A 24284-nucleotide genomic window follows, 5' to 3' on the forward strand; every position below is an offset into this window, starting at 1 on the left:
GCGGCGCCACCGCGGCCGCCAGCGCGGCGCGGCACGACGCGGCCGCCGCCGCCCGGGGCGTGCCCGGCCGCGGCCGCGTCGCCGGGGCGATCGGAGGAAAGACCAGAACCAGGGCGGTCTCGGGCGGCAGGCGCTCGGCGAGGGCGCGCAGGCGGGTGCTCGCGGGAAAGCCGGGACCGCCCTCCCCCGGATCGGGCCCGTCTGGGGCGGCCTTCGCCCGGGAGGCGACGCGGGCCGGCATGTCGGGATCGCCGAGGCGCAGGTAATCCGGCTCGTAGTCCCAGTAGCCGTCGGGCGCCGCCCGGCGCGGGGCGGAGCGCAGGGCCCAGCCGATCCGGTTGACCACCTCCTGGGCGACGGTGATGCGCAGGAGGCCGCGCAGGTAGCTCGGCCAGTCCGCGGCCAGCAGCCAGGACGGGAACGGCCGCTGCGGCGGCAGGGCGGGGTCGCCGGTGCACCAGAACGCATCGGCCCCGATCACCAGGGCCCGCGCCTGCGGGTGGTGGCGCAGGAAGTAATCGGCGACGAGCAGTTGCTCGCCCGGTCCGGTACCCGGCACCGCGAGCTGCACGAACGGGATCCCGGTCGCCGCCCGCAGGCGCTCCGGCGCGATCAGCTGGATGTGCGAGTTGCCGACGATCGCCGCCGTGAAGGCGGGATCGCGGCCCCGGCTCGCCGTCGCGGTGCGGGGTCCCTGCGGGCGGACGCCGTCGCGGGCGAGGAGCCGCGGCCGGCCGGTATCGTAGGGATCGACCGCGAGCGCCAGCGCCAGGTAGCCGGCGAGCAGCCCGGCCGCCGCGGCCACGAGACGGACGGCGAAACGCCGCCACGCGGCGTCCGAGCTCGGGGGGTCGGCGCGCATCGATCGGCTCCCCTCAGAACTGGAAGTAGATGAACTCGTAATTGGCGTCGTCGCCGATGCGCAGCAGCACCGCCACGAGGAGCACCGCGAAGGCGATCGCCAGGGCCGGCCGCGGCGGCAGGCGGTGGACCGCGCCCCAAGCGGTCGGGCCGACCAAAGCCACCAGGGCGGCGGGCACGAAGGCCCGCCACTTGAAGCCGTGGCCCACCGGCGCGAGGCCGGCGAGCCCCTTGAACACGGTCAGCGCCGCCTCGAAGCTGGTGGCGCGGAACAGCACCCAGGTCAGGGCCACGAAGGCGAAGGTGAGGGCCCAGCCGACGAGCGCCGGCATCGGCAGCCCGGCCCGGCGCCACAGCAATCCGGCCCCGAGCCCGGCGCCATGCGCCGCCCCCCAGGCGACGAAGGTGAGGCCGGCCCCGTGCCACAGGCCGCCGAGGGTCATGGTGGCGAAGAGCGCGGCGAGCTGGACGCTCAAGCCCCGACGGTTGCCGCCGAACGGGATGTAGAGGTAGTCGCGCAGGAACCGCGACAGGGTCATGTGCCAGCGCCGCCAGAAATCCTGCAGCGAGGTGGCGCGGTAGGGCACGTCGAAGTTCTGCGGCAGCACGATCCCGAACAGGAGCGCGAGGCCGAGCGCCATGTCGGTGTAGCCCGAGAAGTCGAAGTAGATCTGGAACGTGAAGGCGAGCGTACCCTGCCAGGCCTCGACGACGCTGACGACCTTGCCCTCCGCGGCGGCCTGGAACACCGGGTTGGCGTAGGCCGCCAGCGGATCGCCGAGGAAGACCTTCTTGGCGAGCCCGAGGCAGAGCAGCATCAGGCCCCGCCCGATCCGCTCGGCGGCGTCGGGCCGGGCATAGGGCTTCTCGTCGAACTGGTGGAGGATCTCGCTCCAGCGCACCAGCGGGCCGGCGAGCACCTGGGGGAAGAACGCGATGTAGAGGGCGTAGCGCGTCAGGTCCATCTGCGGCGCCCGGCCGGCGCGCAGGTCGGTCAGGTACATCACGTGATGGAAGGTGAAGAACGAGATGCCGAGCGGCAGCGCGAGGCTCGGCTGCGGCAGGTCGGCGAGCCCCGGCAGGAACGAAGCGAGGCCGGCGAGGAACCCGGCATACTTGAACAGCGCCAGCACCGCGAGGTTCGCCGCGATGGCGAGCGGGATGAGGAGTGCCGCACGGCTCCGCCCGAACCACCGGGCGACGAGCCAGTTCAGCCCGATCGAGGCCGCGAGCAGCGGCACGAAGCGCGGGTCCCACCAGCCGTAGAAGACGAGCGAGAGCCCGACCAGCAGCGGCAGCCGCCAGCCCGGCCGGTGCAGGGCCACGACGGCGTGGAGGACGAGGGCGACCGGCAGGAAGCCGAGGAGGAACGGGAAGGAGTTGAACAGCATCGAGGCCGGGGTGACGCGGGTCTTGCGGCGACACCAGGGCCGCCCGTCTTCGAACGGGCGCCGTTGTGGGGGAGCGAGGGTGACGCGTCAACGGCCGAGGGTGGCGCCCCTGTCAGCCCCCCGCCATCCCGAGCTTGGCCAGCTCCACCTGCGCCCGCAGCTCGATATGGCCGATCAGGTCGTCGAGGCGCGGGTCGCCGGTGCTGCCGTTGCGCTCGGCGAGGCGGCCGGCGATGGCCTTCAGCTCGCTCGCGGCGACGCGGCCGCCGAGCAGGGCGGCCTTGAGGCGGTCGAGGGCATCGAGGAGGTCGTGGCCGCGCTTCGTCGCCCGGCGGCGGCGGTCGGCGGAGATCTCGTCCTGGCTCTGGAGGGTCAGGATCGCGCTCAGGCTCGCGAGCGGCATCGCGCTGCCGGCGCTCACCGGCCCGCGCGCCGCCTCCATCCCGAGGGTGAACACGCCGCCTGCCGGCAGGGTGCGCGATCCGGCCCCCGACAGGGGGGTAGCCGCGAGGCGGGTGTCGACACGCATGGGATCGGGTCCGGGTCACGGGGTTCGCTGGTCTCGGCCCAAACCTCGCCCGGGTATGGTGAATGCGCCGTAAACAGGGCGGCAGAACTTGCCGCGGGGCGAAAACGACCGGGCCCGGATCGTCCGCCCGCGCTCCGGCGCCGAAACGAAGCGGTAACCTTACCAGACACTTACGCTCGTCGGACGGGCTGGCACGGTCCTGGCAGTCCTGTGTCTCGAGTTTCGGGACCCCGTCATGCGCCTCCGCCTCCTCGTCCTCGCCTGCTGCACGGCCTTTCTCCTGGCCCTCCTCCCGGCCCATCCCGCCCTTGCCCTGTCGCGGGTGAAGGACCTCGCCAGCGTCGAGGGGATGCGGAGCAACCAGCTCATCGGCTACGGCATCGTGGTCGGGCTCAACGGCACCGGCGATACGCTGAACAACGCGCCCTTCACCAAGCAGTCGGTGCAGGCGATGCTGGAGCGGCTCGGGGTCAACACCCGCGGCGCGACCATGCGCACCGCCAACCTCGCCGCCGTGATGGTGACGGCGAACCTCCCGCCCTTCGCGGCGCAGGGCACGCGGATCGACGTCACGGTCTCGTCGCTCGGCGACGCCAAGTCGCTCCAGGGCGGCACGCTGCTCGTCACGCCGCTGCTCGGCGCCGACGGCGAGGCCTACGCGGTCGCGCAGGGCTCGCTCGCCATCGCGGGCTTCCAGGCCGAGGGCGACGCCGCCAAGATCACCCGCGGCGTGCCGACCAACGGCCGCATCGCCAACGGCGCGGTGATCGAGCGCGAGATCGCCTTCAAGCTCAACGAGCAGAAGTGCCTGCGCCTGTCCCTGCGCAACCCGGACTTCACCACCTCGAAGCGGATCGCCGCGGCGATCAACGACTTCATGGGCGCCGACACCGCCGAGCCGACCGATCCCTCCACCGTCACCCTGCAGGTGCCGCCGCGCTACCAGGGCAACATGATCCGGCTGCTCACCGAGATCGAGCAGCTCAAGGTCGAGCCCGACCAGACCGCCCGGGTGGTGATCGACGAGCGCTCCGGCATCATCGTGATGGGCCGCGACGTGCGGGTCTCCACCGTGGCGGTGGCGCAGGGCAATCTCACCGTCACCATCACCGAGCAGCCGCAGGTCAGCCAGCCGGCGCCGTTCTCCAACGGCGAGACCGTGGTGGTGCCGCGCACCGCCCTCAAGGTCGATGCCGGCGAGAAGAACAAGCTCGCCCTGGTCAAGGAGGGCGTGACCCTGCGCGAGCTGGTCGACGGGCTCAACGCGCTGGGCATCGGCCCGCGCGACCTGATCTCGATCCTCCAGGCGATCAAGACCGCCGGCGCGCTCCAGGCCGACATCGAGGTGATGTGAGGCCGCCCTCCCCCCTTCGCTCAACTCCCGACGAGGTTCACGCCGATGTTTCCCCTCGCTTCCCTCGCGGCCTCCGCCGGCCTGGCGGTCGGCCAGGCCCTCGCCGGGGCCGTCGGCTCCAGCCTGTCGGCGGCAGCCGACAAGACCGCCCCCGCGGCGGCAGCCGACAAGACCAAGATGCAGAAGACCGCCAGGGACTTCGAGTCGATGTTCCTGGAGCAGAGCCTCGACGTGCTCAACCGCTCGCAAGGCACCGACGGGCCGCTCGGCGAGAACGGCACCGGCGGCGGCGTCTATCGGTCGATGCTCAACAAGGAATACGCCCAGTCGATCGTGCAGAGCGGCGGCGTCGGCATCGGCGACCAGGTGATGCGCGAGATGCTGCGGCTGCAGGGTGGCGCCCATGGCTGAGGTCGCCCGCCCCGCCCCGGTCGCCGATGCCGGCGCCGCCGAGCGCCTGATCGCCGACACGCTGTCGACGATGCGCGACCTCGAGGCCCTGCTCATGCGCGAGAGCGACCACGTCCGGGTCGGGCGCCTCGCCGAGGGCCTGTCCGAGGCGCCGCAGAAGACCGCGCTCGCCGGCGCCTACCTTCAGGGTTTGCAGGCGGTGAAGGCCAACGCCGTGGCGCTCGCCCGCTTCGCCCCCGAGGGGATCGCGGCGCTCCGCGAGGCGCATGGCCGCTTCTCGCACGCCGTCGCGGCCAACCAGGCGGTGCTGGCGACCGCCCGCTCGGTCTCGGAAGGATTGCTGCGCAGTCTCTCGGCAGAGATCACCCGCAGCGGCGAGCCCAAGGGCTACGGCACCGGCTATGGCGGCCGCCCGGCCCCCTCGCCCTACGGCCGGACGCGCAGCGCGCCGCTGGTGCTGTCGCGCAGCCTGTGAGACGCGTCAGTGCCCGGTGCCAAGCCGGATATAGGCCCGGGCCGGGCCGTACTCGGTCTGCGTCCGCGTATCGATCGCGACCCGGCCGGAGCCGCTGACCACGCCCCGCGCCGCCCCGTCGAGCCCCGCGCCGGGCCGGGCGGGGACCGGCGTGCCGGCCTCGGCCCGCACCCGGCCGCTGATCCGCGTGCAGGGTCCGCCGGGCGTGAAGCGGACGAAGCCCGGCCCCTCGTGCGGGCAGGTTTCGGGCGCCTTGGCGATGGGGAGGTCGCGCACGTCGAGGGCGTGGGCCGGCAGGGAAGCGGCGAGGGCGGCGGCCGCCAGGATGATCGATGTGGTGCGCAATGGCCTGCCCTCTCGTTCGGGGTGGAGAGAAGCATGGCGGGGGCTGGTGCGCCAGGGCGTGGGGGACACGGCCTCCGGCGCGGGGTCGTGCGGGATGCGCGGACAGGGGTCGAAACCGATCGAATCGGCGATACGGGCGGCGGCTTGCGCCGCTCATAGCCATTTTGGGTATACGCTCGGATGTCGGGAAACAGGTGAGAGCGGCGTTCCAAATGAGGCATCATGCATGAATGAAGCTATCGGCACCTTTGAGCAGATCATCGGGCTAGAGCCCCAGCATGGTGTGCTTCTTCGCGCGTTGAGGGCGCTGGCCCTAGAACTGCATCCCGGCCTTGTGGAGGTTGCACGGCCGGGTGATCGGGCGGTGAGCTGGGGTTGGGGTCCGAAGAAGATGAGCGAGGCTTATGCTTGTGCGCTACCCTATAAGTATCATGTAAATCTCGCATTCTACCAAGGTGCAAATCTAGGCGATTTAACCCGCCTGCTCCAAGGTACAGGCAAGGCTATGCGCCATCTGCCGCTGATGCAATTAGAACAGCTTGTCGATCCGGCCGTCCGCGAACTGCTGGTAGCGGCACGTATCGAGCGACGGCGAGCCCTGAGGCTGCCGGCCTGACGTTTTCCCGGAATTCGATCCCGATCGAGACGGGACCGCATACCTTGGGGTGTCATTCCGCCCCAAACCGCACCGGCCACCAGCGGTGCATTTTTCAATAGCCCCATGTGTTTGCCGTCAGGCGCCGCGCCCATCCAGCCGCGCGCCAGACTTCGACGTGGAAACCGCGCGACAAGCCCTATCGGATTGACGCTGTGTGCGGAAACGGCGCCTGGAGGGTTTTCCGTAAAGGCTGATCGGGTTCCAGCAACGCATCGGTCCACCCGTCACTGAAGACCACTCGCTTGACGCTGAACGATCCGCTCGAGCAGATCGGCCGGCAGCAGCCCGCGAGGGAAGCGGGAGAGCCCGACAAGGCCGCTCTCCGCCAAGCGAGGACAATGGGAACCGAGGTCCGTGATGCTCAAGCCCGGGACCTGCTTTCCACCCTGAGCACGCCTCGACTCCGCCGGATGAAGCGCCGGCCGTCTGCCGCGGGTGCGTTGAGCAGGCGCACCCGCTTCGGGGCAGTCCCGGTCTCACGGCGGAAAGCTCACCCCACGCAAAGCTCGAAGATCTCCTCCGCCTGCTTCACCGTCATCTTGCGCGCCGCCGGGCTCGCGATGATCGTGCGGTCGTGGGCGCTCGCCGGATCGAAATCCTTGGCGGCGATGCCGGCATAGAGGCCCGGCACGGCGCGCAACGCCATCTCGCGCACCCGCTCGCGGGGCAGTTGCTCGGGCGTGAAGCGGGTGGGAAAGCCGATATCGGCGTAGAGCGCCCGGATCGCCTCGGCGCAAGCCGCGATCGTCTCCGGGCGCGACAGGCCCGCGGTCTCGACCTCCAGCGCCTCGGCGAGGGGACGCACCTTGGTGGGCAGCACCGCGAGGTTGAAGGTGACGACGTGCGGCAGCAGCACGCCGACGCCGTAGGGATGGGGCAGGTCGAGATGGCCTTCCAGCGGCAGCGACAGGGCGTGGCCATGGCCGAGCCGGGCGTTGCCGCAGGCGATGTTGGCCATGCAGGAGGCCACCAGGTTGTCCTCCCGGGCGCGGTCGTCGTCGGCATTGATCGAGGCGCGCAGGGACGCCGCCTGGAGCCGGACCGCGGCCAGCGCCACCGCGTCGGTGAGCGGCGAGGCGATGCCGCTGAGATACGCCTCGACGCCGTGGGTCAGCGCGTCGACCGCCGGCAGGGCGGCGACGTGCATCGGCAGCGAGCGGAGGGTGACGGGGTCGAGGATCGCGGCGTCGGGGAAGCTCAAGGGCCCGCCGCCGAGGAGCTTCAGGTGGCGCACCTCGTCCTTGACGATGGTCCATTGCGACACCTCCGAGCCGGAGCCGGCGGTGGTCGGCACCATGATCATCGGCAGCGCCTTGCGGTCGAACTGCCCGACGCCGGTGCACTCGGCCATCGGCTTGTGGTTGGTCGCCACGATGGCGATGCCCTTGCCGGTGCACATCACCGAGCCGCCGCCGATGCAGACGACGCCGTCGATCCCCTCGCGGCGCACCCGCTCGCCCTGGTCGTCGATATGCGAGCAGCGGGCGTCGATCCCGCACTCGTCGAAGCGCGCGACCGCAATTCCCGCATCAGTGAGGGCCGCGAGCGCATCGGCGTGGAACCCTTGCGCCGAGATCACCGGGTCGGACACGACCAGGACCCGGGTCATCCCGAGGTCGCGGGCGAGCGTGCCGATCGTGGCGAGCGCCCCGCGTCCGGAGACGATCCGGGTCGGCATGTAGAAGCTGGTGATCATGCGGGCATCTCCTCGGGAAGCGGGGCGCCTGTCTCGCCGGGCCCTCGCGATCGTGCCGGCGGTGTCGCCCGGGCAGGGGGGCGCCGTCCAATACAAAGATCGGGCGCGAGCCATAGCCGGCGACGATGACGGCGCGCCGCACCGCGCATCACGCCCTGCCATATCGGGAAACGATGACGGGGTGGTGCGCAAACTATTGGACGGCGATCGAAGGGCCCCGCAATACCCTCGGCAGCCATCCCGCATCGCCCCGACGCCCGAGAACGGGCGCGAGACCGGCCGATGCCCGCTTCGAGGAAACGCCCATGTCCTGCACGTCCTGGACGCGACGCGCCGCCGTCGCCGGCCTGCTCGCCACGACGCTCAGCGCACCCGCGCTCGCTGCCGAGACGCCGCTGCGCATCGGCGTGATCGAGGACCTGTCGGGGATGTATTCCGGCAATGGCGGGCCGAACATGGTGCTGGCCGCCACGATGGCGGCGGAGGAGTTCGGCGGCAAGGTGCTGGGACGGCCGATCGAGGTGATCGGCGTCGACCACCAGAACAAGCCCGACATCGGCTCGGGCCTCGCCCGCCAGCTCGTCGACCAGCGCGGCGTCACCGCCTTCGTGCTCGGCGGCGCCAGCTCGGTCGGTCTCGGCGTGCAGGCCTACGCCCGGGAGCGCAAGATCACCACGATGGTGACCGGCGGCTACGCCTCACAATTCTCCGGCCCCGGCTGCTCGCCCTACGGCACGCAATGGGTGCCCTCGACCGGCGAGCTCGCCAATGCCGTCGCGGGCGCCGTGGTGCAGAGCGGCGGCAAGAAGTGGTATTTCATCACCGCCGACTACGTGTTCGGTCACGGCCTCGCGGCGGATGCCGGCAAGGCCGTGAAGGCGGCGGGCGGCACCGTCGTCGGCGAGATCCGCCATCCGCTCGGGGCCACCGACCTGTCGTCGCAGCTGATCCAGGCGCAGTCGTCGGGCGCCGACGTGATCGGGCTCGCCAATGCCGGGCCGGACCTCGTCAACACCATCAAGCAGGCGCGGGAATTCGGCATCACCTCGAAGGTGGTGGCGATGCTGGTCTTCACCAACAACACCGTGGCGCTCGGGCTCGACGTGGCGCAAGGGATCCGCATGGCGGTGAACTTCTACTGGGATGCCAACGACGCCAGCCGCGCCTGGGCCAAGCGCCTGATGGCCCGCAACGGCAACGTCGTGCCGACCATGGGCCACGCCGCCGCCTACTCGTCGGTGAGGCATTACCTGAGAGCCGTCGAGAAGGCCGGCACCGACGAGGCCGGCGCCGTCAACAAGGCGATGAAGGACCTGCCGATCGACGACGGCTTCTACGGCAACCCGCGCATCCAGGCGAACGGCCGGGTGGTGATGGACATGATGCTGGTCGAGGTGAAGAGCCCCAAGGAAGCGAAGAGCAAGGCCGACCTCTATCGCGTCATCGAGACGATCCCGGGCGACAAACTGTTCACCCCCGCCGACAAGAGCGGCTGCCCCCTGACCACCGCCGGCTGACCGGAGCCCGCCCGATGAAGCTCTTCGCCAACCCGACCTCGCCCTTCGTGCGCATCGTCCGCATGGCCCTGATCGAGAAGGGCCTGAACGAGACGGTCGACACCACCTTCGTCGACGCCTGGGCCGACGACCCGGCCTTCCTCGACGCCAACCCGGCCGGCCGCGTGCCGACGCTGGTCACCGACGATGGCACGCGGCTGACCGAGGCGCTCCTGATCCTCGCCCATCTCGACGCGACAGGATCGAAGCCGGCCGTGCTGGCGGGCGGAGCCGCCGCGCTCTCGGCGGCCGGGGTCGCGATCGGGGTGTTCGACGCCGCGGTCGCGGTCATCATCGGCCGCAAGTCGGCACCGGATTTCGATAGCGGCCTCGTCGGCACCAAGCGCTTCCGCACCATGCGGGAGGGCCTGCGCCGCCTCGATGCGGCGTTCGAGACGGTGCAAGAGCCGTTCGGCCTGCCGGCGATCGCGGCGATCACGGCTTTGGACTACCTGGTGTTCCGCTTCCCCGACCACGACTGGCGCGGGCTCTGCCCGACGGTCGCGGCCTTCCGGGATGCGCAAGCCGACCGGCCGTCGGTGCGGGACACCGTGCCGCGCGGATAAGCGGGCATTCCCTCGCGCCCCATGCGCTCCCCCCGAACCTCGGCTATCGTAGGGCAGACGGACGTGAATCCGGCGGTCGCGGCGAAGGCCGGGGATCAGGGGGGAACCGGCGCGATGGAGCTTCGCCATCTTCGCTACTTCGTCGCGGTGGCCGACGATCTCAGCATCACCCGGGCGGCGGAGCGGCTCAACATCGCGCAGCCGGCGCTCAGCCACCAGATCAAGAGCCTCGAGACCGAGGTCGGCACCGCCCTGCTCCAGCGCCTGTCGCGGGGAGTGGCGCTGACCGAGCCGGGTCGCGCCTTCGCGGACGATGCCCGGGCGGTGCTCGCCGCCGTCGATGCCGCCAAGACCCGGGCTCTGCGCATCGCCACCGGCGATGTCGGCCAGATCCGCATCGGCTTCACCTCGTCCGCCTCGTTCCATCCCCTGGTGACCGGGGCGATCCGCGACTACCGCAGCGCCTACCCGGACGTGCAGGTCGAGCTTCTGGAGGAGACGACCGCGAGCCTGCTCGCCGCGTTCCGGTCCGGCCGGGTCGACGTCGCCTTCATGCGCCCGGACGAGGGCGAGGTCGACGACCTGTGGGCCCGCCACCTGTTCGACGAGCCGATGGTGGTGGCGTTGCCGGCGACCCACTGGCTGGCCGCCGAGCCCGGCCCGATCGGCCTCGCCGACCTCTCGGACGAGGGCTTCATCGTCTATCCGCGCCGCAACGGCCGGGCGCTCTATGACGGCATCATGGCGGCCTGCGCGGCGGCCGGGTTCTCGCCCCACATCGCCCAGAACGCGCCGCAGCTCGCCTCGGTGGTCAACCTCGTCGCCACCGGCATCGCGCTCGCCATCGTGCCGCGCTCGATGGCGCGGCTCGCCACCGAAGGCGTGCGCTACCGCGAGATCGCCGGCCCGGCCCCGGTCGCCCCGATGACCCTGGTGCGCCAGCCGGCGCCGGAGATGCCGCATGCGCGGACCTTCACGGATCTGGTGCTGGCGCGGGTGCGGGGCGGCGGGGAGTGATCGGCACCCGGCTCGGCGCGTGACCGGGTGCGCTCAGGCTTCCTCGTCCATCGACCGCGGCCTCTCGTCTCCGGCGGGAGAACGCCGCCTTCTCGCCGGAAGAGGCGGAAGGAACTGGCCGCCGCGATCTCCACCGCCGTCCAGGACAACGTTCCGGCGACATCCGCGACGGCGGCCGGGTCCACGTCCGCGTGTTCCGCGATCGCGATATCCGCCCGGACATGAAGCTGGAATCCGCCGTCCGAGCGGAGAGGAGGCTGCTGGAGCACCCGACCAGGCTCGGGGCGATGCTCGCGGCCTTGGCCGGCATCCTGATCGCTGCGATGCGGCTCCTCATCCACCGACGATCGGCACCGCAGAGCTGATGTGAGGAGACCGTCCGAATTCGGGGTCTCATACTCTCGCGCCTCGGCATCGACACGGCGATGCCGAGGCATCCAGCGCATCAGCACCGACGCCCGTTCGGGCTTGCCTTGCGCCGTCGAACGGATCCGTTCGACGGCGCGGCGGCATGAGACCGGGACGACGCCATATCCTTCAGCTCCCGGTCCGTCGGCTTACATGTAATTCGTCAATGACAGCTTCGACAGCATCGAGGTCGTCTGGTAGCTCGCCTGCAACTGATTCTGCAGCGTCAGGAGCTTGGCCGCCGCCTCCTCGGTCGAGACCGTTTCGACGCCGTCGACCGTCTTCTGCAGCATGGCCTTGGTGGCGGTGTTCTGGTCCTTCTGGGTGGCGATCTGGGCCGAGGCCAGGCTCAGCTCCGCGGCGACGCCCTGCACCGAGGGCTGGCCGTCGCCGGGCTTGAGCAGGGTCTGGATCCGGCTCGAATAGGCGTCGAAGCGGGTGCCGTCGGCATCCGTCGCGTCGAACGGCGTCGTGGCGAGGACGGCGAGGCCGCTCAGCACCGCCCGGAACGGCGCCTCGTTGGCCTGGACGCCGATCGCCACCGACTGGTCGCGGGAGACCGGGACGGTCGCGGTCCGGCGCGGGTCGGCGGACGTGTCGTCGCCCTTGTACCAGATCAGGGTACGGCCGCTCGGATCGGCGACGTAGCCGGTGGCATTGCTTGCGGCGTCGGTGGCGACCCGGCGCGGGCTCAGGCCCGGCGAGGACGAACCGGCAAAGAAGTCGCTCGCCGCCCGCGTGGCGGAACTCGCCGCGAGGTCGGTGGCGGCGGTGGTATCGAGCGCCGTCGCCAGGGCGGCCCGCAGGTTGGCGGCGGTCTCGGCCGGGCTCGCGCCGATCGCAAAGGTGCCGGCGGTGCCGCCATCCGCGGCGGCCTTCAGGCTCAGGGTCTTGCTGGTGCCGTCGCGCAGGCCGACCGTCACCTGGACGCTGTCGCCGGCGGCGAGGCCCGTCCCGACCGTCACGGTCATCGAGGCCGGGGTACCGCCGGCGAGCACGGCCGTCGCGCCGGGCGCGCCCGCGCTCTGGACGCCGAGCACGGTCTTGCCCGCGAGCGCCGCGGCGAGGTTCCGGGCGCTCGCCTCCGCATCGGCACCGATCGCGAAGCTGCCCTCCCCGCCGGTCCCGGCAGTCCGGGCGGTGACGTCGACGAAGCCCTGGCTGCCATCGGCATTCTGCACCGTCACCCGCACGATGTCGCCGTCCTTCGGCTGGCTGGCGAAGGACAGGGTGGCGTCAGGCGGCGTGCCGGCCTGGACCGCGACCGCGAGGCCGGCCGGGTTCGAGCTGACCGCATGGGCGAGGGTGAAGCCGAAATTTGCCCGCACGTCGGGCGACGCGCTCTCCGACAGGCTGACGCCCGCGCCCACGCCCGCGAGGTCGAGCCGCCCGGTCTTCGGCGTGCCGAGGCCGAGATCGGCCGACTGGCGCTCGGCGATCACGCTGCGCACCCCGTCGAGACCCGCGGCGGGATCGCCATCGAGGATGCGGTCGATGCTCTCCACCGGCGCCCGGTCGGTGACCCGGCCGCCCAGGACGTACTGGCCGCCGGTGCTCTGGTTGAGGGCGTCGAGGGCGCCGCCGAGCTGGCCCGAGGCGCCCTGCTGCAGGGTCGAGCGGGACGAGGTGCCGGTGCCGGTGCGGGCGCTGACGAGGCTGCTCCACGCCGCCGAGGACAGGGTCGCGACCTGCTGCACGCTCGCCGAGGCGAGCGCCACCCGGGTCGTGCCGGTGCCGGCCGCCGCGATGTAGCCGTCGAGCGCAGAGATCTGGGCATGCGCCGCGAGGCTCTGGGTGCGCCCGCTGCCGAGGCCGCCATAGGTGTCGGCGGTGCGGCCGCTGGCGATCTGGTTCGAGAGCGTGCCGAGCGTCGCCTTCATGTCGACGAGGCGGCGGGTGTTGAGGTCGGCGGCGGCGGTTCCGGCCGCGAAGGGGGCGATGGTCATCGCGGGCGGTCCTCTTAGAGCCTGAGCAGGGTATCGAGCATGTCGCGGGCGGCGGTCAGCACCCGGGCATTGGCGCTGTAGGCGGTCTGGAGCTGGATCAGCTTGGACATTTCCTCGTCGACGCTGACGCCGGATTCCTTGCCGAAGCGGCTCTGGGCCGAGGACAGGGCGATCCCCTGGCCCTCGTCGAGCTGCTGCGCCTCGGCGCTCGCGGCGCCGCGCGCGTCGATCACCGACTGGGCAAAGCCGATCACCGTGGCGGAACGGGGCGCGCTGACGCCGCCGATGCCGCTGCCCGCCGAGAAGGTCAGGTTGCGGCCGGTGAGCGCGTCGACGAGGTATTGCGGCCGCGCCGTGTCACCGGAGGTCGTGGTCCCGGCGTAATTCACCAGGGCCGAGGTGTCGGCGACCACCGCCGGGTTGACGGCGAGGCGCTGGGACAGGCCCGTCAGGTGCGAGCCGCCCTCGAACGAGCCGGTGAACACCGTGTTGCCGTTGCCGCCATCGACGAACAGCGCGAGCTGGCCGCTCCCGGTCTTTGTGTCGGCGGCGCTCGTCGGCACGGTGACCGAGGCGGCGGCGCCGGTGAGCGCGAGGGTCGCGGGGTCGGTCAGGAGGCGCACCGAGCCCGCGGCCCCGTCGGGCGTCGCCGACACGGTGAAGCCGGGGCCGAGCGCCGCGCCGATCGCGCCCGCGAAGGTCGCGGGCCCACCGGAGATGTCGACCGGCACCACGAGGGCGGTCGGATCGTCGGTGAGCCTCGGGTCGATCGGGTCGGGCGCCGCCCCGTTCGTCGGCATCAGGATCAGGTTGCGCCCGGCGCCCGCGGCGTTGCGCACGCCGAGGGTCACGGCATTGCCGGCCTGGAGCCCGGTGAGGTCGATGTCGAAGCCGGTGAGCCCGTTGGCCGCGGCCGCCGTTCCGGTCGCCGGACGGTCGCTGATCGCCCGCGACAGGCCGCCGGCCAGGTCGTCGAGCTGGCGCTGGGCCTGGACCAGGGTGTCGTCGCGCAGCGAGACCGCGGCGGCGATCGAGCCGGAGCGGATCGCCCCGGTGGCGATCAGGTCGATCCTGGCGCCGGCCGGCGTCGTCGCCGTCACCGTGCCGACGCCGCGTGTGTCCGGGTCGGTCGTGTACTGCACCGCGGCGTTCAAGCTGCCGCGGCCGTCGAAGGCGAGGGTCGCCGCCGCGCCGTGATCGACGAGCGTCGCGCCCGAGGCGGTGAGCAGGGTCGCCGAGCCGTCATGCTGCTCGCTCACCTGGACGTCGAGATACTGCGACAGCGTGTTGATCGCCTGGTCGCGCTGGTCGAGGAGTTCGGCCACGCTGGTATCGCCGCTCGAATTGCCGGTGGCGCCGACGACCTTGGTGTTGAGCGCGGCGATCTGCGACAGCAGCGTGCTGGCCGACGCGACGTCGGCGCCGAGCTGCGCTTCGAGGCCGCTGCGCAGATCCTGCACGCCGTTCGCGATGCCGGAGATCGTCGTGGCGACGGTCCGGGCCGCGCCCACCGCCGCCGCCCGCGAGGCGGCGGAGGTCGGATCGGTCGTCAGCCCCTGCAGCGCCTGGGTGAAGCCGTTCATCACCCCGTCGAGCGCCGCGGAGCTGCCGGGCGTGCCGTAGAGCGCGTCGAGCTGGCCCTGCACCTTGGCGGTGAGCCCGGTATAGGACGCGCCGGCGGTCTCGAGCCGCAACTGCTTGAGCGAGACCGCGTCGAGGGTCCGGGTGATCGTGCCCGTCGCGACGCCCGAATTGCCGAGCTGCGCCACCGGGGTGAGGACGCGCTTGACGTAGCCGGCGCTGCCCGCATTGGCGACGTTCTGCGAGACGAGGCCGATCGCCGCCTGCGTCACCTGCAGGCCGGCAGTCGCGGTGTTGAGGGCGTTGAGGGACATCGGGCGGATCCGGGTGAGCGGGTGAGGGCCGGGCCGTGCCGCCGCGTCCCTTCGGGCCGCGCCGCGCTCCGGCGTCTCGGGATGGGCCGGGTCCGGGACCGCCGCGTGCGGCCGACCGGGTCCGGTGGAAGCGGCGGGGCGGTCCGCGCCGGCGCCGGGGCGCCCGGCGGGGTCCCGCTCAGCGGATCACGTTGATGAGGTCGGACATCATCTGCTGGGCGGTCGACATCACCCGCGTGTTGGCCGAGTAGGCCTGCTGGGTGACGATGAGCTTCGAGAACTCGCCCGCCGTGTCGGTGTTCGACTGCTCGACGTTGCCGCCGATGATCGTGCCGCCGGAGAGGCCGGCGAGCGGCTCGCCGGATTCCGCCGTCTGGGCGTAGTTGCCGCCCGAGACCGCCTTGAGCGCGTCGGGCGCGTTGAACCGCGCCACCCCGACCTGGGCCAGGGCCACGCTGTTGCCGTTGGAATAGGTGCCGGTGAGCTTGCCGTCATTCGTCACGGCGAGCGAGTTGAGGGTGCCGGCGGCGTAGCCGTTCTGCTGCAGGGTGGTGGTGGTGACCTGGCCGCCGGACGAGCCGTACTGGGTCAGGCCGCCGGTGCCGAAATTCACCGCGAGCGCACCGAGGCTGGTGCCGTTCACCGTCAGGTCGGGCAGGGTAAGGCTGTTGATGCTGGGCGAGGTAAGCTGGCCGCTGCCGTTGAAGGTGAAGGCCACCCCGACATTCTTCCAGGTGGCGGCCGTCGTGCCGGAGCCGGTCTGGTTGGCGTAGTACAGGTTCCAGGTGTCGCTGGTGCCGGCGGCGGCATCGGCATTCGCCACCTTGGCCCAGCGCAGCTGCACGCTCACCGGCGTGCCGGTGCCCGAATAGGCCGTGAGCTCGCCGCCGGCGAGGCTGGCCGCGGTGAAGGCGGCGGTATCCGCGGCAGCCACCGCTGGCGGGGCCGCCGCAACGCCGGACAGCACCCGGGCATCGCCCCCGGGGAGCGCCGCCAGCAGCGCCGTGCCGGACGCCGTGGTCGGGCTGCTCGGCAGGTTCGCCTCGTAGGAGAGGCTGGTCGTGGGCTTCGCCGGCAGAGCCGCGTCGGAGACCTTGATCGGCCCGGAGCCGGTCGGCTGGCCGGTGGCCGGATCGAGGCTCTGCCCGGTGAGGTAGGCGCCGGCGCCGTTGACGAGGTAGCCGTCCCGGTCGACCGAGAAGTCGCCGCGGCGGGTATAGAGGTTGGTGCTCGAGAAGACCGGCGCGCCGGCGGCGTCGCCCCCCTTGGTCTGCACCGTGAAGAAGCCGTTGCCGCTCAGCGCCATGTTGGTGGCGATGCCGGTCGCCGCCACGTTGCCCTGCAGGCTGTTGGTCAGCTGCGAGAAGGCCGCGACCGAGCCGGCGGTCTGCTGCTTGGCCGGCTGCTCGGCCAGCATGTCGACGAAGTCGGTGTCGATCCGCTTGTAGCCGACGGTCTGCGAGTTCGCGATGTTGCCCGAAATGTTCTCGAGGCTGAAGGCCTGGGCCTTGAGACCCGAGACCGAGGTCTGCAGAGCGCTGAAAACGTCCATCTTTCCTGGGACTCCATCTCGAACCCGATCACCCGGGACAGGGGTCCGCAAGCCGTGTGCCAGGGCCAAGCCCTTGATTTCATTGAATGCTGCGCGGCCGGAGCGGCAATTCCCGCCGGGCGCGGGCCGCCGCGCGCGGCAAAATCTGCCGGATGCGGCCGGACGCCGTTTACGCGGTGTTGAACCTCTTGCCCTTAGCTGCACTCCTGGACCGGCGCTGGACCCAGGGATATGCGCACGAGCAAGCGAAGCAGCCTCATCCACTTGATCTACTTCTCGCGGGCGCAGCTCTCCGCCGAGCCGATGGTCCGCATGCAGCAGATCAACGACATCGCCCGGCACGCGCAGAAGAAGAACGAGTTCTCGGTGATCACCAGCCTGCTGATCGTCGATCAGGGCTATTTCATCCAGATCCTCGAAGGGGAGCGGATGTCGGTGCAGGAGACGTTCCAGCGGATCTCCGGGGATCCCCGGCACCGCGACGTGCACATCGTCGAGTGGCGGGAAATCGCGAAGCGCGAGTTCGTGACCTCGTTCGCCGCGGTCCTGCGCACGCCGACCAACGACCCGCTGTTTCAGAAGGCCAATCTGGGGCCGATGCTCCAGCGCGGCACCCCGAAGGCCAGCACGGTCTATGCGCTCGCCCAGGCGCTCCAGGCCGACACGATGGCCAAGCAGGGCATCGACCACCTGTTCGTCTAGCGCATCGCCCGATCGCGCGGCGATCGATCGAGGCGCTAGGCTCTTGAATGTGCCGCATTTTCCACGGCGAACCGGCATCCGCCGCGTCGGAAAATGCCGTGGGAACCGCCGGGAGCCCCCGGTGATCCGTCACGAAACTTGAAACCCCTGGCTGGTTCCGATGAGCGAAGCACCTCCGATCCTGATCGTCGACGACCAGGTCAAACTCGTCCGCCTGGTGACCGAGCTGATGAACCGCCTCGGCTTCCCGGAGGTCGAGGGCGTGACCGACGGGCCGCAGGCGCTCGAGCAGCTGCGCGCCAGGCGCTACGGCCTCGTGATCTCCGACCTCGACATGGAGCCGATGGACGGCATCCAGCTCCTGCGCGAGATCCGCGCCGACGACGCGCTGATGAACACCCCGTTCATCCTGACCGAGACCTCGTTCAGCTTCGAGGACATCAACGTCGCGCACCTGGCCGGGGCCGACGCCTTCATCCTCAAGCCGTTCGACCTGTCGCTGCTGAAGACCAAGCTGAAGCAGGTGCTGAACGGCCGGCCGCGCAAGCGCGAGACCCCGGTCGGCCCGGTCTCGAGCCTCAGCGTCGACTTCCCGCTGCTCGGCAAGTTCTAGCTCCCGGCGCCGGTCCCGGCGCCGGGCATCCCCGCGGCCTCACGCCCGCCGCTTCTGGTAGTCCTTGACGTCGGTGAAGCGGATCGCCGGCGCCCGTTCCTCCTCGTAGCGCAGCGAGAAGCCGGTCGTCGCCATGTAGACCGGCGCACCGTCGAGGTCGCTCGCCATCGACGAGCCGTGCGAGCCGATGAACTTGTCGAGCTCGACCTGGTCCTCCGACTCGATCCAGCGGCAGATCGTGAAGCGGGTCGGCTCGTAGTCGATCGGCAGGCCGTACTCGGCCTGGAGCCGCTCCTTGAGCACGTCGAGCTGCAGCGCGCCGACGACGCCGACGATCGCGCCCGAGCCGTCCTGCGGCAGGAAGAGCTGCACCACCCCCTCCTCGGCCATCTGCTGCAAGGCCTCGCGCAGCTTCTTGGCCTTCATCGCGTCGGTGAGCTTGATCCGGCGCAGGATCTCGGGCGCGAAGCTCGGCACCCCGCGGAAGACCAGCTCCTCGCCCTCGGTGAGCGTGTCGCCGATGCGCAGTGTCCCGTGGTTGGGGATGCCGACCACGTCGCCCGCATAGGCCTCGTCGGCGATGGCGCGGTCCTGGGCGAAGAAGAATTGCGGCGCCGAGAGCGAGATCGGCTTGCCGGTCCGCACCAGCCGGGCCTTCATGCCGCGGCTGAGCTTGCCGGAGCAGACCCGCATGAAGGCGATGCGGTCCCGATGGTTCGGGTCCATGTTCGCCTGGATCTTGAACACGAAGCCGGTCATCTTCGGCTCGGTCGGCGAGACGGCGCGGATGTCGGCGTCCTGGCCCCGCGGCGGCGGCGCCACCTCGGCGAGTCCGTCGATCAGGTCGCGCACGCCGAAATTGCGCAGGGCGCTGCCGAAGAAGACCGGGGTGAGGTGCCCCTCGCGGAAGGCCTCGAGGTCGAACGGCTTGCAGCCGCCTTCCGCCAGCTCCGCCTCCTCGCGCCAGGTCGCGGCGTCGCCGGCCTCCGGCAGCAGGGTGTCGAAGAGCGGATCGTCGAGGCCCGACACCGGCACCGTGCCGGCATCGTCCGCCGCGTCGAGCCGGCGGACGCGCCGCCGCAGCAGGTCGTAGGTGCCGGCGAAGCTCCGGCCGCGCCCGATCGGCCAGGTCACCGGCGCGACGTCGAGGGCGAGCGTCTTCTCGATCTCGTCGAGGAGGTCGAAGGGATCGCGGGATTCCCGGTCGAGCTTGTTGACGAAGGTGACGATCGGGATGTCGCGCAGGCGGCAGACCTCGAACAGCTTGCGGGTGCGCGCCTCGATGCCCTTGGCCGCGTCGATCACCATCACGGCGGAATCGACCGCGGTCAACGTCCGGTAGGTGTCCTCCGAGAAGTCCTCGTGGCCCGGCGTGTCGAGCAGGTTGAACACGCAGTCGCCGTACTCGAAGGTCATCACCGAGGTGACGACCGAGATGCCGCGCTCCTTCTCGATGCCCATCCAGTCCGAGCGGGTCGAGACGCGGTTGCGCTTGGCCTTGACCTCGCCGGCGAGCTGGATCGCGCCGCCGAACAGCAGCAGCTTCTCGGTCAGCGTGGTCTTGCCGGCATCCGGGTGCGAGATGATCGCGAAGGTGCGGCGCCGGGCGACCGGATCGGCGGGGGCGCGCGGGGCGTCTGTCTGCATCAGCATGGGAGGTGTCTAGCCCGGACCCGGGTTTCTGTCTCGGGTCCGTCGGGGCCCGGTCGTCGGTTGGGACATGCGGAGATCCCCACACGGGGAGGCGCGGGCACCGCGTCGGCGCCCGCGCCGCCTCTCTACCCCATGCCGGCGCCCGAGGGCCAGAGGCCGCTTGGAACGAGCCAGGGCCGGAAGGGCGCCCCTGGACGACCCCGGGGCCTGGAGGCTCCCTGGACGGCCGAAGGCCGGAGGCCCCGGATAGTCCGGGGGCCCCTCCCCTCTCAGCCGCGGCCGATGAACGGCATCTTGGTCGCCATCACGGTCATGAACTGCACGTTGGCATCGAGCGGCAGGCTCGCCATGTAGACCACCGCGTCGGCGACGTGCTTGGCGTCCATGGTCGGCTCGGGCCGGGTCGAGCCGTCGGGCTGGGGCACGCCGGCTTGCATGCGCACCGTCATGTCGGTGGCGGCGTTGCCGATATCGACCTGGCCGCAGGCGATGTCGTGGGCGCGCCCGTCGAGCGAGGTCGAGCGGGTGAGGCCCGTGATGGCGTGCTTGGTGGCGGTGTAGGGCGCCGAGAACGGCCGCGGCACGTGCGCCGAGATCGAGCCGTTGTTGATGATGCGCCCGCCGCGCGGCTGCTGCGTCTTCATCAGCCGGAACGCCCCCTGGGTGCACAGGAAGGCACCGGTGAGGTTGGTGTCGACCACGGCCTTCCAGGTCGCGACGGGCAATTCGTCGAGCTCGACCGGCGGCGCGCCGATGCCGGCATTGTTGAACAGCACGTCGAGGCGGCCGAACTCCTCCCCGACGCGGCGGAACAGCTCGGCCACCGAGGCCTCGTCGCCGATATCGGTCGGCTGCGCCAGCGCCCGCCGGCCCTTGGCCTCGATCTCGCCCGCGACCGCCTGCAGCGGCTCGGGACGCCGCCCCGACAGCACCACGTCGTACCCGGCATCCGCGAGCCCGAGCGCCACCGCGCGCCCCACCCCCGAGCCGGCCCCGGTCACCAGCGCGACCTTCTGCGTGCTCATCTCGCCTCTCCTCCCCGTCTCTTTTGAATCGTTGCCGTCGGCGCGCTCCGGCATACACGAGCCCGAAAGGCGCTCCAACCATCGCGTCAGGCCGATGCCCCGGTTGCCAGCGCGGGTTCGCCCGGCTATGGAAGCGCCAGCCGCGCGTTGGGGCGTCGCCAAGCGGTAAGGCAGCGGTTTTTGGTACCGCCATTCCCAGGTTCGAATCCTGGCGCCCCAGCCATTTTTTACTGTCCCTATCAAATTCAGGCACCTATGGCGTTTCTCGGGATCGCTTGACCTGCCGAGTCGCAACATTCAGGCGCGTGCCACGGCTGGAGCTCCACGACTGCACTGCCGAGGTTGAACGCGGCTTCGCTTAAGCTTGGGAACGATGCTCAACCGAGACAGCCAGCATGCCTCGGATGATGCTGGCCGATGGGGCGAGCGTAGCGCTAAAGGCGCCACCCATCATGATGCCGGGAGCGAGTCATCATCGAGTTCGATCCGCAACGCATGCTCCAAATCCTAACCAGGCAGGGCTAACGTTCAGGACTGCGATCGGCCATGCCGAGGCTGATCGGGAGCACACCATGCCGCTGACCATCTCCGTGTTCTCCGACGTGATCTGCCCGTGGTGCTATGTCGGTAAGCGCCGGCTCGAACGCGCCCTCGACCAGCTCGGTCTGCGCGAGAGCACGACGGTCGAATGGCTGCCGTTCGAGCTGAACCCCGCCATGCCGGCCGAGGGCATGGTGCGCGCGCTCTACCGCGCCCGCAAGTTCGGGGCCGAGCGCGCCGCGCAGCTCGACGCGCAGATGACCGAACTCGGGCACCAGGAGGGCATCGGTTTCGCGTTCGGGCGGATGACGCGCACGCCGAGCACGCGGAGCGCCCACATGCTGATCGCGGCAGCGACCCGGCACGGACGGGCCGATCCGGTCGTCGACGCCCTGTTCCGCGCCTATTTCGAGGAGGGCCGGGACGTCGGCGATCCCTGCGTTCTGCGCGAGATCTGCGTCGCGGCAGGGCTGGAGCGGCATGTCGTCGAGGATGCAATGGGCGACGCACAGCTGAGGCAGTGGGTCGAATCCATCGAGCGGCAGGCGACCGAGATGCAGGTCGCCGGCGTGCCGTTCTTCATCGTCGACCGCAAATGGGCGGTCTCGGGAGCACAGCCGACCGAGCAGTGGCTCGCGGCCCTGACCGCGGCCTGAGATGCTGCCACGGAGCCTCGCGCGAGGGCTGCAACCAAACACGCTATCTACGATCAACAGTCACGCGGCCTTTGCGGGTCTGGCCTCGCTCGAAGCTGAGCCTTACGGCTTGCGACAGTGCCGGCACGGTAAGGTTGCCGCGGGGAGGGGCGCGTGGCGAAGCCGTTCTTCGAGCAGCCGCTTCTCAACTCTCCCGACGACGCCCCGACACGTCATCACGCGCTCGACAAGGACGGCCAGCCGCTCGAGCGGCCGCCCATTCAGGGCCGTCGCTGATCGGAGTTGCTTACACCTGCCGTCCCGAAGCCGGAGAAGCAATCAGGCAAGGCCAAGCAGGGCGATCGGACGCTGGGGGACGAGTCCGGCCTTTCCTCCGCGGAGCAGGCCTCTACGCCGGATCAACGGGATCCGCGGCCACGTCGCGTCCCGGCGCGCTGCCCAACCCGGCGGATTGGGGCGTCACCCCGGCGACCCAGCGACTGCCCCGGCACTGGCGCCGCGACTGCGACTGCGATTGCGACTGGCATCGGCTCCGGCCGTTCTTCTGGCTGTCGAGGCGGTCGAGACCGCGATCTGGCTAACCGAGGGCGCGGGCCGGCAGCGGCATGCCGCCGGTCTTCATCGTGGTGTGCAGCAACACCGCAACCTCGACGCTCGTCTACGGCGCATCACGGACGCCGTCGGCTGAGCTTGCAGGCAGGAGAAGATTGAGACGCCGAGACCGGGGTTTTTGCCCGATAATGAGACTGAAGATCTGCTACGATATCATCCAGCCCTGCGCGCGATAAAGCCATCGCATGGCAAATCGATCTCGCTTCAGTCAGTATATTGACCGATAGTCGACATATACGTCAGTATATACAAGTGATAAGCATCTGACTGCACACTTGTCCAAATCATTACCCCATGTTACTGCCAACACATTTAGCTGCAAAACAAGGCGATCGCCTTCGCAAGACGCCCGTCATCGCCATCAAGGCAGGAGGAGTGGAGTGAACCACGCCCCCGCTGAGGATCCTAGATCGAGGCATGAGGACCGGCGCGGGCACAGCAAGCTCAAGACCCAGCCGCAGCGCGAGCCCGCCCTCCAAAGCGCCACCTCCCCCGTGACGAGCCCGGCCGCGCTCGCCCTCCTTCAGCCCCCCTTCAGCGCCAGGGCGGTGCCATCCTCATCCCCGACAGAGACAGGGGCCGGACGCGCCACCCGGCGCAGAGAACCTCTCCGTCCGACGCCTCGACGTCCAGGGCGGCCTGCCGGCGCTCGCCCGCCTCTCCGGACGCGCCGTCTCCGCCGCCGAGATCTTCGCCGCCGCCCGCGAGCTCGAACAGGCCTACGCCGCCGCCGGCTTCGCCCGCGTGGTGACCTATGGTGCCCGGGTGCGGGGCGAGGCAATCGTGACGCGGCAGGCCGGCTTCATGACCGGATCGGCGATCGTGGCGCTCAGCAACGGCCAGCGCGGGCAGTTCGTGTTCGGGGATCTCGCCGACGAGCAGGCCTTTGGCCAGGGACGCGCGAGGACGCGGTGAGAATGGGGCGATACCCCGGGCGCTCCCGCCGTCAGCCCGTCCCGTCCTGAAGGTAGAACCGCATCAGCGGCTTGAATCTCTGGGCGGACGGGTCCTCGACCTCGTTGCGGTCGTGGGCCTCGAACATCGCCCTGATCTTCTCCTCGGTGTCGAGCTTGCCGTCGTCGATGCCGAAATAGCCGCGCGTCGCCTTGCTCCAATAATAACTCTTCGACCGGACGTGATAGTGATTGATCCTCAGGCGCGCGTAGGTCGGCAGCTTATCCATGAAGAGGCCGTAGGGCGGGATCATCGGCAGTTCCTGGCCGGCATCGTCGACGATGCCGCCCTCGACCTCGAAGAGATGGGACGTTCTCGCCCGGTGCGCGTGCTTGAGGTTGACGATGGACTTGACGTGTCGGTTGTAGACGAAATCGTCCGGGGCACGGCGCGTGAAGCTGTCGATCGTCAGTCCGTCGGGATGGGCGAGATGCCCGTTCGATCCGTAGACGTGCCAATGGACCGCGATCGCGCCGACCTCGCCGAAGCTCGCGATCGTGTGGCGGATGTCGGTGCCGTCGACCGGGTAGAGGAACTCGTCGGCATCGATGAACGCGATCCATTCGACCGCGCCGGCGTAGCGGGCGAGCACGCCGTCGTAGAGCGCGATCTGGCTGCTGCGGTCCGGCCGGTCGATGAGGTCGACGCTCGCCCGGTCGCGGAACGAGGCGACGATCTCCGCCGTCGCGTCGGTGCTGCCGTTGTCGATGAGGATGATCTTCTCGAAGCCGACGGCGCGGTGGAACGCCATCCATTCCCGCAGGATCGGCGCCTCGTCCCGGGCCGTGCAACAGACCGCGGCGTAGATCATCGCTGCTCCTCTCGCGCCCCGGGACCCACGAACGGCGCCGTGCGGCCCTCCGCGGCAA

Annotated in this window: 23 protein-coding genes, 1 tRNA gene and 1 pseudogene; 14 read left to right on the forward strand and 11 right to left on the reverse strand. The window is 70.5% G+C overall.

Translation table 11 applies throughout. The features are described 5' to 3' along the window. The 3 genes from FF100_RS30865 to FF100_RS30875 form a co-directional block, all read right to left on the reverse strand. Window positions 1–862, reverse strand: an 862-nt coding sequence (locus FF100_RS30865) for a hypothetical protein (RefSeq protein WP_205825097.1), incomplete at its 3' end; no start/stop codon positions are given. 13 nt (window positions 863–875) lie between these two features. After that, on the reverse strand, window positions 876–2252 hold the full coding sequence (locus FF100_RS30870) for an MBOAT family O-acyltransferase (RefSeq protein ID WP_139039869.1): 1377 nt from the start codon (window positions 2250–2252) through the stop codon (window positions 876–878). A 112-nt stretch (window positions 2253–2364) separates the two neighbouring features. Then, window positions 2365–2781: a flagellar assembly protein FliX gene (locus tag FF100_RS30875; protein ID WP_139039870.1), complete on the reverse strand. Its 417-nt coding sequence runs from the start codon at window positions 2779–2781 to the stop codon at window positions 2365–2367. A gap of 235 nt (window positions 2782–3016) precedes the next feature. On the opposite strand from FF100_RS30875, the gene FF100_RS30880 reads away from it, so the two are divergent. Genes FF100_RS30880 through FF100_RS30890 form a run of 3 tightly spaced genes read left to right on the forward strand, consistent with a single transcriptional unit; the run spans window position 3017 to window position 5021 of the window. After that, on the forward strand, window positions 3017–4135 hold the full coding sequence (locus FF100_RS30880; protein WP_139039871.1) for a flagellar basal body P-ring protein FlgI: 1119 nt from the start codon (window positions 3017–3019) through the stop codon (window positions 4133–4135). Between the two features lie 45 nt (window positions 4136–4180). Further along, complete coding sequence (locus tag FF100_RS30885; protein ID WP_139039872.1) at window positions 4181–4546, forward strand: rod-binding protein; 366 nt, start codon at window positions 4181–4183, stop codon at window positions 4544–4546. Then, window positions 4539–5021: a hypothetical protein gene (locus FF100_RS30890; RefSeq protein WP_139039873.1), complete on the forward strand. Its 483-nt coding sequence runs from the start codon at window positions 4539–4541 to the stop codon at window positions 5019–5021. The genes FF100_RS30885 and FF100_RS30890 overlap by 8 nt, the downstream gene beginning before the upstream one ends. A 6-nt stretch (window positions 5022–5027) precedes the next feature. Here FF100_RS30890 and FF100_RS30895 read toward each other — a convergent pair whose 3' ends face one another. Then, on the reverse strand, window positions 5028–5366 hold the full coding sequence (locus tag FF100_RS30895) for a porin family protein (RefSeq protein ID WP_246102582.1): 339 nt from the start codon (window positions 5364–5366) through the stop codon (window positions 5028–5030). A gap of 226 nt (window positions 5367–5592) precedes the next feature. Here FF100_RS30895 and FF100_RS30900 point away from each other — a divergent pair, with 226 nt between their 5' ends. Continuing rightward, window positions 5593–5982, forward strand: a complete 390-nt coding sequence (locus FF100_RS30900; RefSeq protein WP_139039874.1) for a DUF1801 domain-containing protein — start codon at window positions 5593–5595, stop codon at window positions 5980–5982. Window positions 5983–6514: 532 nt separating this feature from the next. On the opposite strand, the gene FF100_RS30905 is transcribed toward FF100_RS30900, so the two are convergent. Then, window positions 6515–7720 (reverse strand): iron-containing alcohol dehydrogenase, encoded by a 1206-nt coding sequence (locus tag FF100_RS30905; RefSeq protein ID WP_139039875.1) that lies wholly within the window; start codon window positions 7718–7720, stop codon window positions 6515–6517. Between the two features lie 305 nt (window positions 7721–8025). On the opposite strand from FF100_RS30905, the gene FF100_RS30910 reads away from it, so the two are divergent. From FF100_RS30910 to FF100_RS37400, 4 genes are all read left to right on the forward strand, one after another. After that, complete coding sequence (locus tag FF100_RS30910; protein WP_139039876.1) at window positions 8026–9237, forward strand: ABC transporter substrate-binding protein; 1212 nt, start codon at window positions 8026–8028, stop codon at window positions 9235–9237. A gap of 14 nt (window positions 9238–9251) precedes the next feature. Continuing rightward, the gene (locus FF100_RS30915; RefSeq protein ID WP_139039877.1) at window positions 9252–9842 is read left to right on the forward strand and encodes a glutathione S-transferase family protein; all 591 of its coding nucleotides are present in this window, start codon (window positions 9252–9254) and stop codon (window positions 9840–9842) included. 114 nt (window positions 9843–9956) lie between these two features. After that, window positions 9957–10859, forward strand: a complete 903-nt coding sequence (locus FF100_RS30920) for a LysR substrate-binding domain-containing protein (protein ID WP_139039878.1) — start codon at window positions 9957–9959, stop codon at window positions 10857–10859. 221 nt (window positions 10860–11080) lie between these two features. After that, window positions 11081–11224 (forward strand): hypothetical protein, encoded by a 144-nt coding sequence (locus FF100_RS37400; protein WP_171070401.1) that lies wholly within the window; start codon window positions 11081–11083, stop codon window positions 11222–11224. Window positions 11225–11416: 192 nt separating this feature from the next. Here FF100_RS37400 and FF100_RS30925 read toward each other — a convergent pair whose 3' ends face one another. The 3 genes from FF100_RS30925 to FF100_RS30935 form a co-directional block, all read right to left on the reverse strand. Continuing rightward, entirely contained in the window at window positions 11417–13213 is a 1797-nt protein-coding gene (locus FF100_RS30925) for a hypothetical protein (protein WP_139039879.1), read from the reverse strand. Window positions 13214–13227: 14 nt separating this feature from the next. Then, window positions 13228–15108: a flagellar hook-associated protein FlgK gene (gene flgK, locus FF100_RS30930; protein ID WP_139039880.1), complete on the reverse strand. Its 1881-nt coding sequence runs from the start codon at window positions 15106–15108 to the stop codon at window positions 13228–13230. Window positions 15109–15286: 178 nt separating this feature from the next. After that, window positions 15287–16660, reverse strand: a complete 1374-nt coding sequence (locus FF100_RS30935; RefSeq protein ID WP_139039881.1) for a flagellar hook protein FlgE — start codon at window positions 16658–16660, stop codon at window positions 15287–15289. Between the two features lie 231 nt (window positions 16661–16891). Here FF100_RS30935 and FF100_RS30940 point away from each other — a divergent pair, with 231 nt between their 5' ends. Next, on the forward strand, window positions 16892–17362 hold the full coding sequence (locus FF100_RS30940; RefSeq protein WP_139039882.1) for a BLUF domain-containing protein: 471 nt from the start codon (window positions 16892–16894) through the stop codon (window positions 17360–17362). Between the two features lie 160 nt (window positions 17363–17522). Next, the gene (locus FF100_RS30945; protein WP_139039883.1) at window positions 17523–17975 is read left to right on the forward strand and encodes a response regulator; all 453 of its coding nucleotides are present in this window, start codon (window positions 17523–17525) and stop codon (window positions 17973–17975) included. A 39-nt stretch (window positions 17976–18014) separates the two neighbouring features. Here the strand turns inward: FF100_RS30945 and FF100_RS30950 are convergent, their stop codons facing one another. After that, window positions 18015–19628 (reverse strand): peptide chain release factor 3, encoded by a 1614-nt coding sequence (locus FF100_RS30950; RefSeq protein ID WP_139039884.1) that lies wholly within the window; start codon window positions 19626–19628, stop codon window positions 18015–18017. Between the two features lie 269 nt (window positions 19629–19897). Continuing rightward, window positions 19898–20653, reverse strand: a complete 756-nt coding sequence (locus FF100_RS30955) for an SDR family oxidoreductase (protein ID WP_139039885.1) — start codon at window positions 20651–20653, stop codon at window positions 19898–19900. A gap of 148 nt (window positions 20654–20801) precedes the next feature. Here FF100_RS30955 and FF100_RS30960 point away from each other — a divergent pair. From FF100_RS30960 to FF100_RS38455, 4 genes and pseudogenes are all read left to right on the forward strand, one after another. Further along, window positions 20802–20876: transfer RNA gene (locus tag FF100_RS30960), tRNA-Gln, on the forward strand. Window positions 20877–21225: 349 nt separating this feature from the next. Beyond that, complete coding sequence (locus FF100_RS30965; protein ID WP_139039886.1) at window positions 21226–21849, forward strand: DsbA family oxidoreductase; 624 nt, start codon at window positions 21226–21228, stop codon at window positions 21847–21849. Between the two features lie 153 nt (window positions 21850–22002). Then, window positions 22003–22483: pseudogene (locus FF100_RS38720) on the forward strand (restriction endonuclease); the annotation flags it as partial. 761 nt (window positions 22484–23244) lie between these two features. Continuing rightward, on the forward strand, window positions 23245–23376 hold the full coding sequence (locus FF100_RS38455) for a hypothetical protein (protein WP_281287344.1): 132 nt from the start codon (window positions 23245–23247) through the stop codon (window positions 23374–23376). A gap of 31 nt (window positions 23377–23407) precedes the next feature. Here FF100_RS38455 and FF100_RS30970 read toward each other — a convergent pair whose 3' ends face one another. Next, window positions 23408–24226 carry a glycosyltransferase family 2 protein gene (locus tag FF100_RS30970; protein WP_139039887.1) on the reverse strand — a complete coding sequence of 273 codons (819 nt, stop codon included), beginning with the start codon at window positions 24224–24226 and terminating at the stop codon, window positions 23408–23410. Window positions 24227–24284: the final 58 nt, after the last annotated feature.

This window comes from Methylobacterium terricola (assembly GCF_006151805.1).
Lineage (GTDB): Bacteria > Pseudomonadota > Alphaproteobacteria > Rhizobiales > Beijerinckiaceae > Methylobacterium > Methylobacterium terricola.

What these genes read in the sequence shown, in the direction of transcription:
- FF100_RS30870 (WP_139039869.1), bottom strand. Translation starts at nt 2,252, where the DNA reads ATGCTGTTCAACTCCTTCCCGTTCCTCCTCGGCTTCCTGCCGGTCGCC.
- FF100_RS30875 (WP_139039870.1), bottom strand. Translation starts at nt 2,781, where the DNA reads ATGCGTGTCGACACCCGCCTCGCGGCTACCCCCCTGTCGGGGGCCGGA.
- FF100_RS30880 (WP_139039871.1), top strand. Translation starts at nt 3,017, where the DNA reads ATGCGCCTCCGCCTCCTCGTCCTCGCCTGCTGCACGGCCTTTCTCCTG.
- FF100_RS30885 (WP_139039872.1), top strand. Translation starts at nt 4,181, where the DNA reads ATGTTTCCCCTCGCTTCCCTCGCGGCCTCCGCCGGCCTGGCGGTCGGC.
- FF100_RS30890 (WP_139039873.1), top strand. Translation starts at nt 4,539, where the DNA reads ATGGCTGAGGTCGCCCGCCCCGCCCCGGTCGCCGATGCCGGCGCCGCC.
- FF100_RS30900 (WP_139039874.1), top strand. Translation starts at nt 5,593, where the DNA reads ATGAATGAAGCTATCGGCACCTTTGAGCAGATCATCGGGCTAGAGCCC.
- FF100_RS30905 (WP_139039875.1), bottom strand. Translation starts at nt 7,720, where the DNA reads ATGATCACCAGCTTCTACATGCCGACCCGGATCGTCTCCGGACGCGGG.
- FF100_RS30910 (WP_139039876.1), top strand. Translation starts at nt 8,026, where the DNA reads ATGTCCTGCACGTCCTGGACGCGACGCGCCGCCGTCGCCGGCCTGCTC.
- FF100_RS30915 (WP_139039877.1), top strand. Translation starts at nt 9,252, where the DNA reads ATGAAGCTCTTCGCCAACCCGACCTCGCCCTTCGTGCGCATCGTCCGC.
- FF100_RS30920 (WP_139039878.1), top strand. Translation starts at nt 9,957, where the DNA reads ATGGAGCTTCGCCATCTTCGCTACTTCGTCGCGGTGGCCGACGATCTC.
- FF100_RS37400 (WP_171070401.1), top strand. Translation starts at nt 11,081, where the DNA reads ATGAAGCTGGAATCCGCCGTCCGAGCGGAGAGGAGGCTGCTGGAGCAC.
- FF100_RS30925 (WP_139039879.1), bottom strand. Translation starts at nt 13,213, where the DNA reads ATGACCATCGCCCCCTTCGCGGCCGGAACCGCCGCCGCCGACCTCAAC.
- flgK (WP_139039880.1), bottom strand. Translation starts at nt 15,108, where the DNA reads ATGTCCCTCAACGCCCTCAACACCGCGACTGCCGGCCTGCAGGTGACG.
- FF100_RS30935 (WP_139039881.1), bottom strand. Translation starts at nt 16,660, where the DNA reads ATGGACGTTTTCAGCGCTCTGCAGACCTCGGTCTCGGGTCTCAAGGCC.
- FF100_RS30940 (WP_139039882.1), top strand. Translation starts at nt 16,892, where the DNA reads ATGCGCACGAGCAAGCGAAGCAGCCTCATCCACTTGATCTACTTCTCG.
- FF100_RS30945 (WP_139039883.1), top strand. Translation starts at nt 17,523, where the DNA reads ATGAGCGAAGCACCTCCGATCCTGATCGTCGACGACCAGGTCAAACTC.
- FF100_RS30950 (WP_139039884.1), bottom strand. Translation starts at nt 19,628, where the DNA reads ATGCTGATGCAGACAGACGCCCCGCGCGCCCCCGCCGATCCGGTCGCC.
- FF100_RS30955 (WP_139039885.1), bottom strand. Translation starts at nt 20,653, where the DNA reads ATGAGCACGCAGAAGGTCGCGCTGGTGACCGGGGCCGGCTCGGGGGTG.
- FF100_RS30965 (WP_139039886.1), top strand. Translation starts at nt 21,226, where the DNA reads ATGCCGCTGACCATCTCCGTGTTCTCCGACGTGATCTGCCCGTGGTGC.
- FF100_RS30970 (WP_139039887.1), bottom strand. Translation starts at nt 24,226, where the DNA reads ATGATCTACGCCGCGGTCTGTTGCACGGCCCGGGACGAGGCGCCGATC.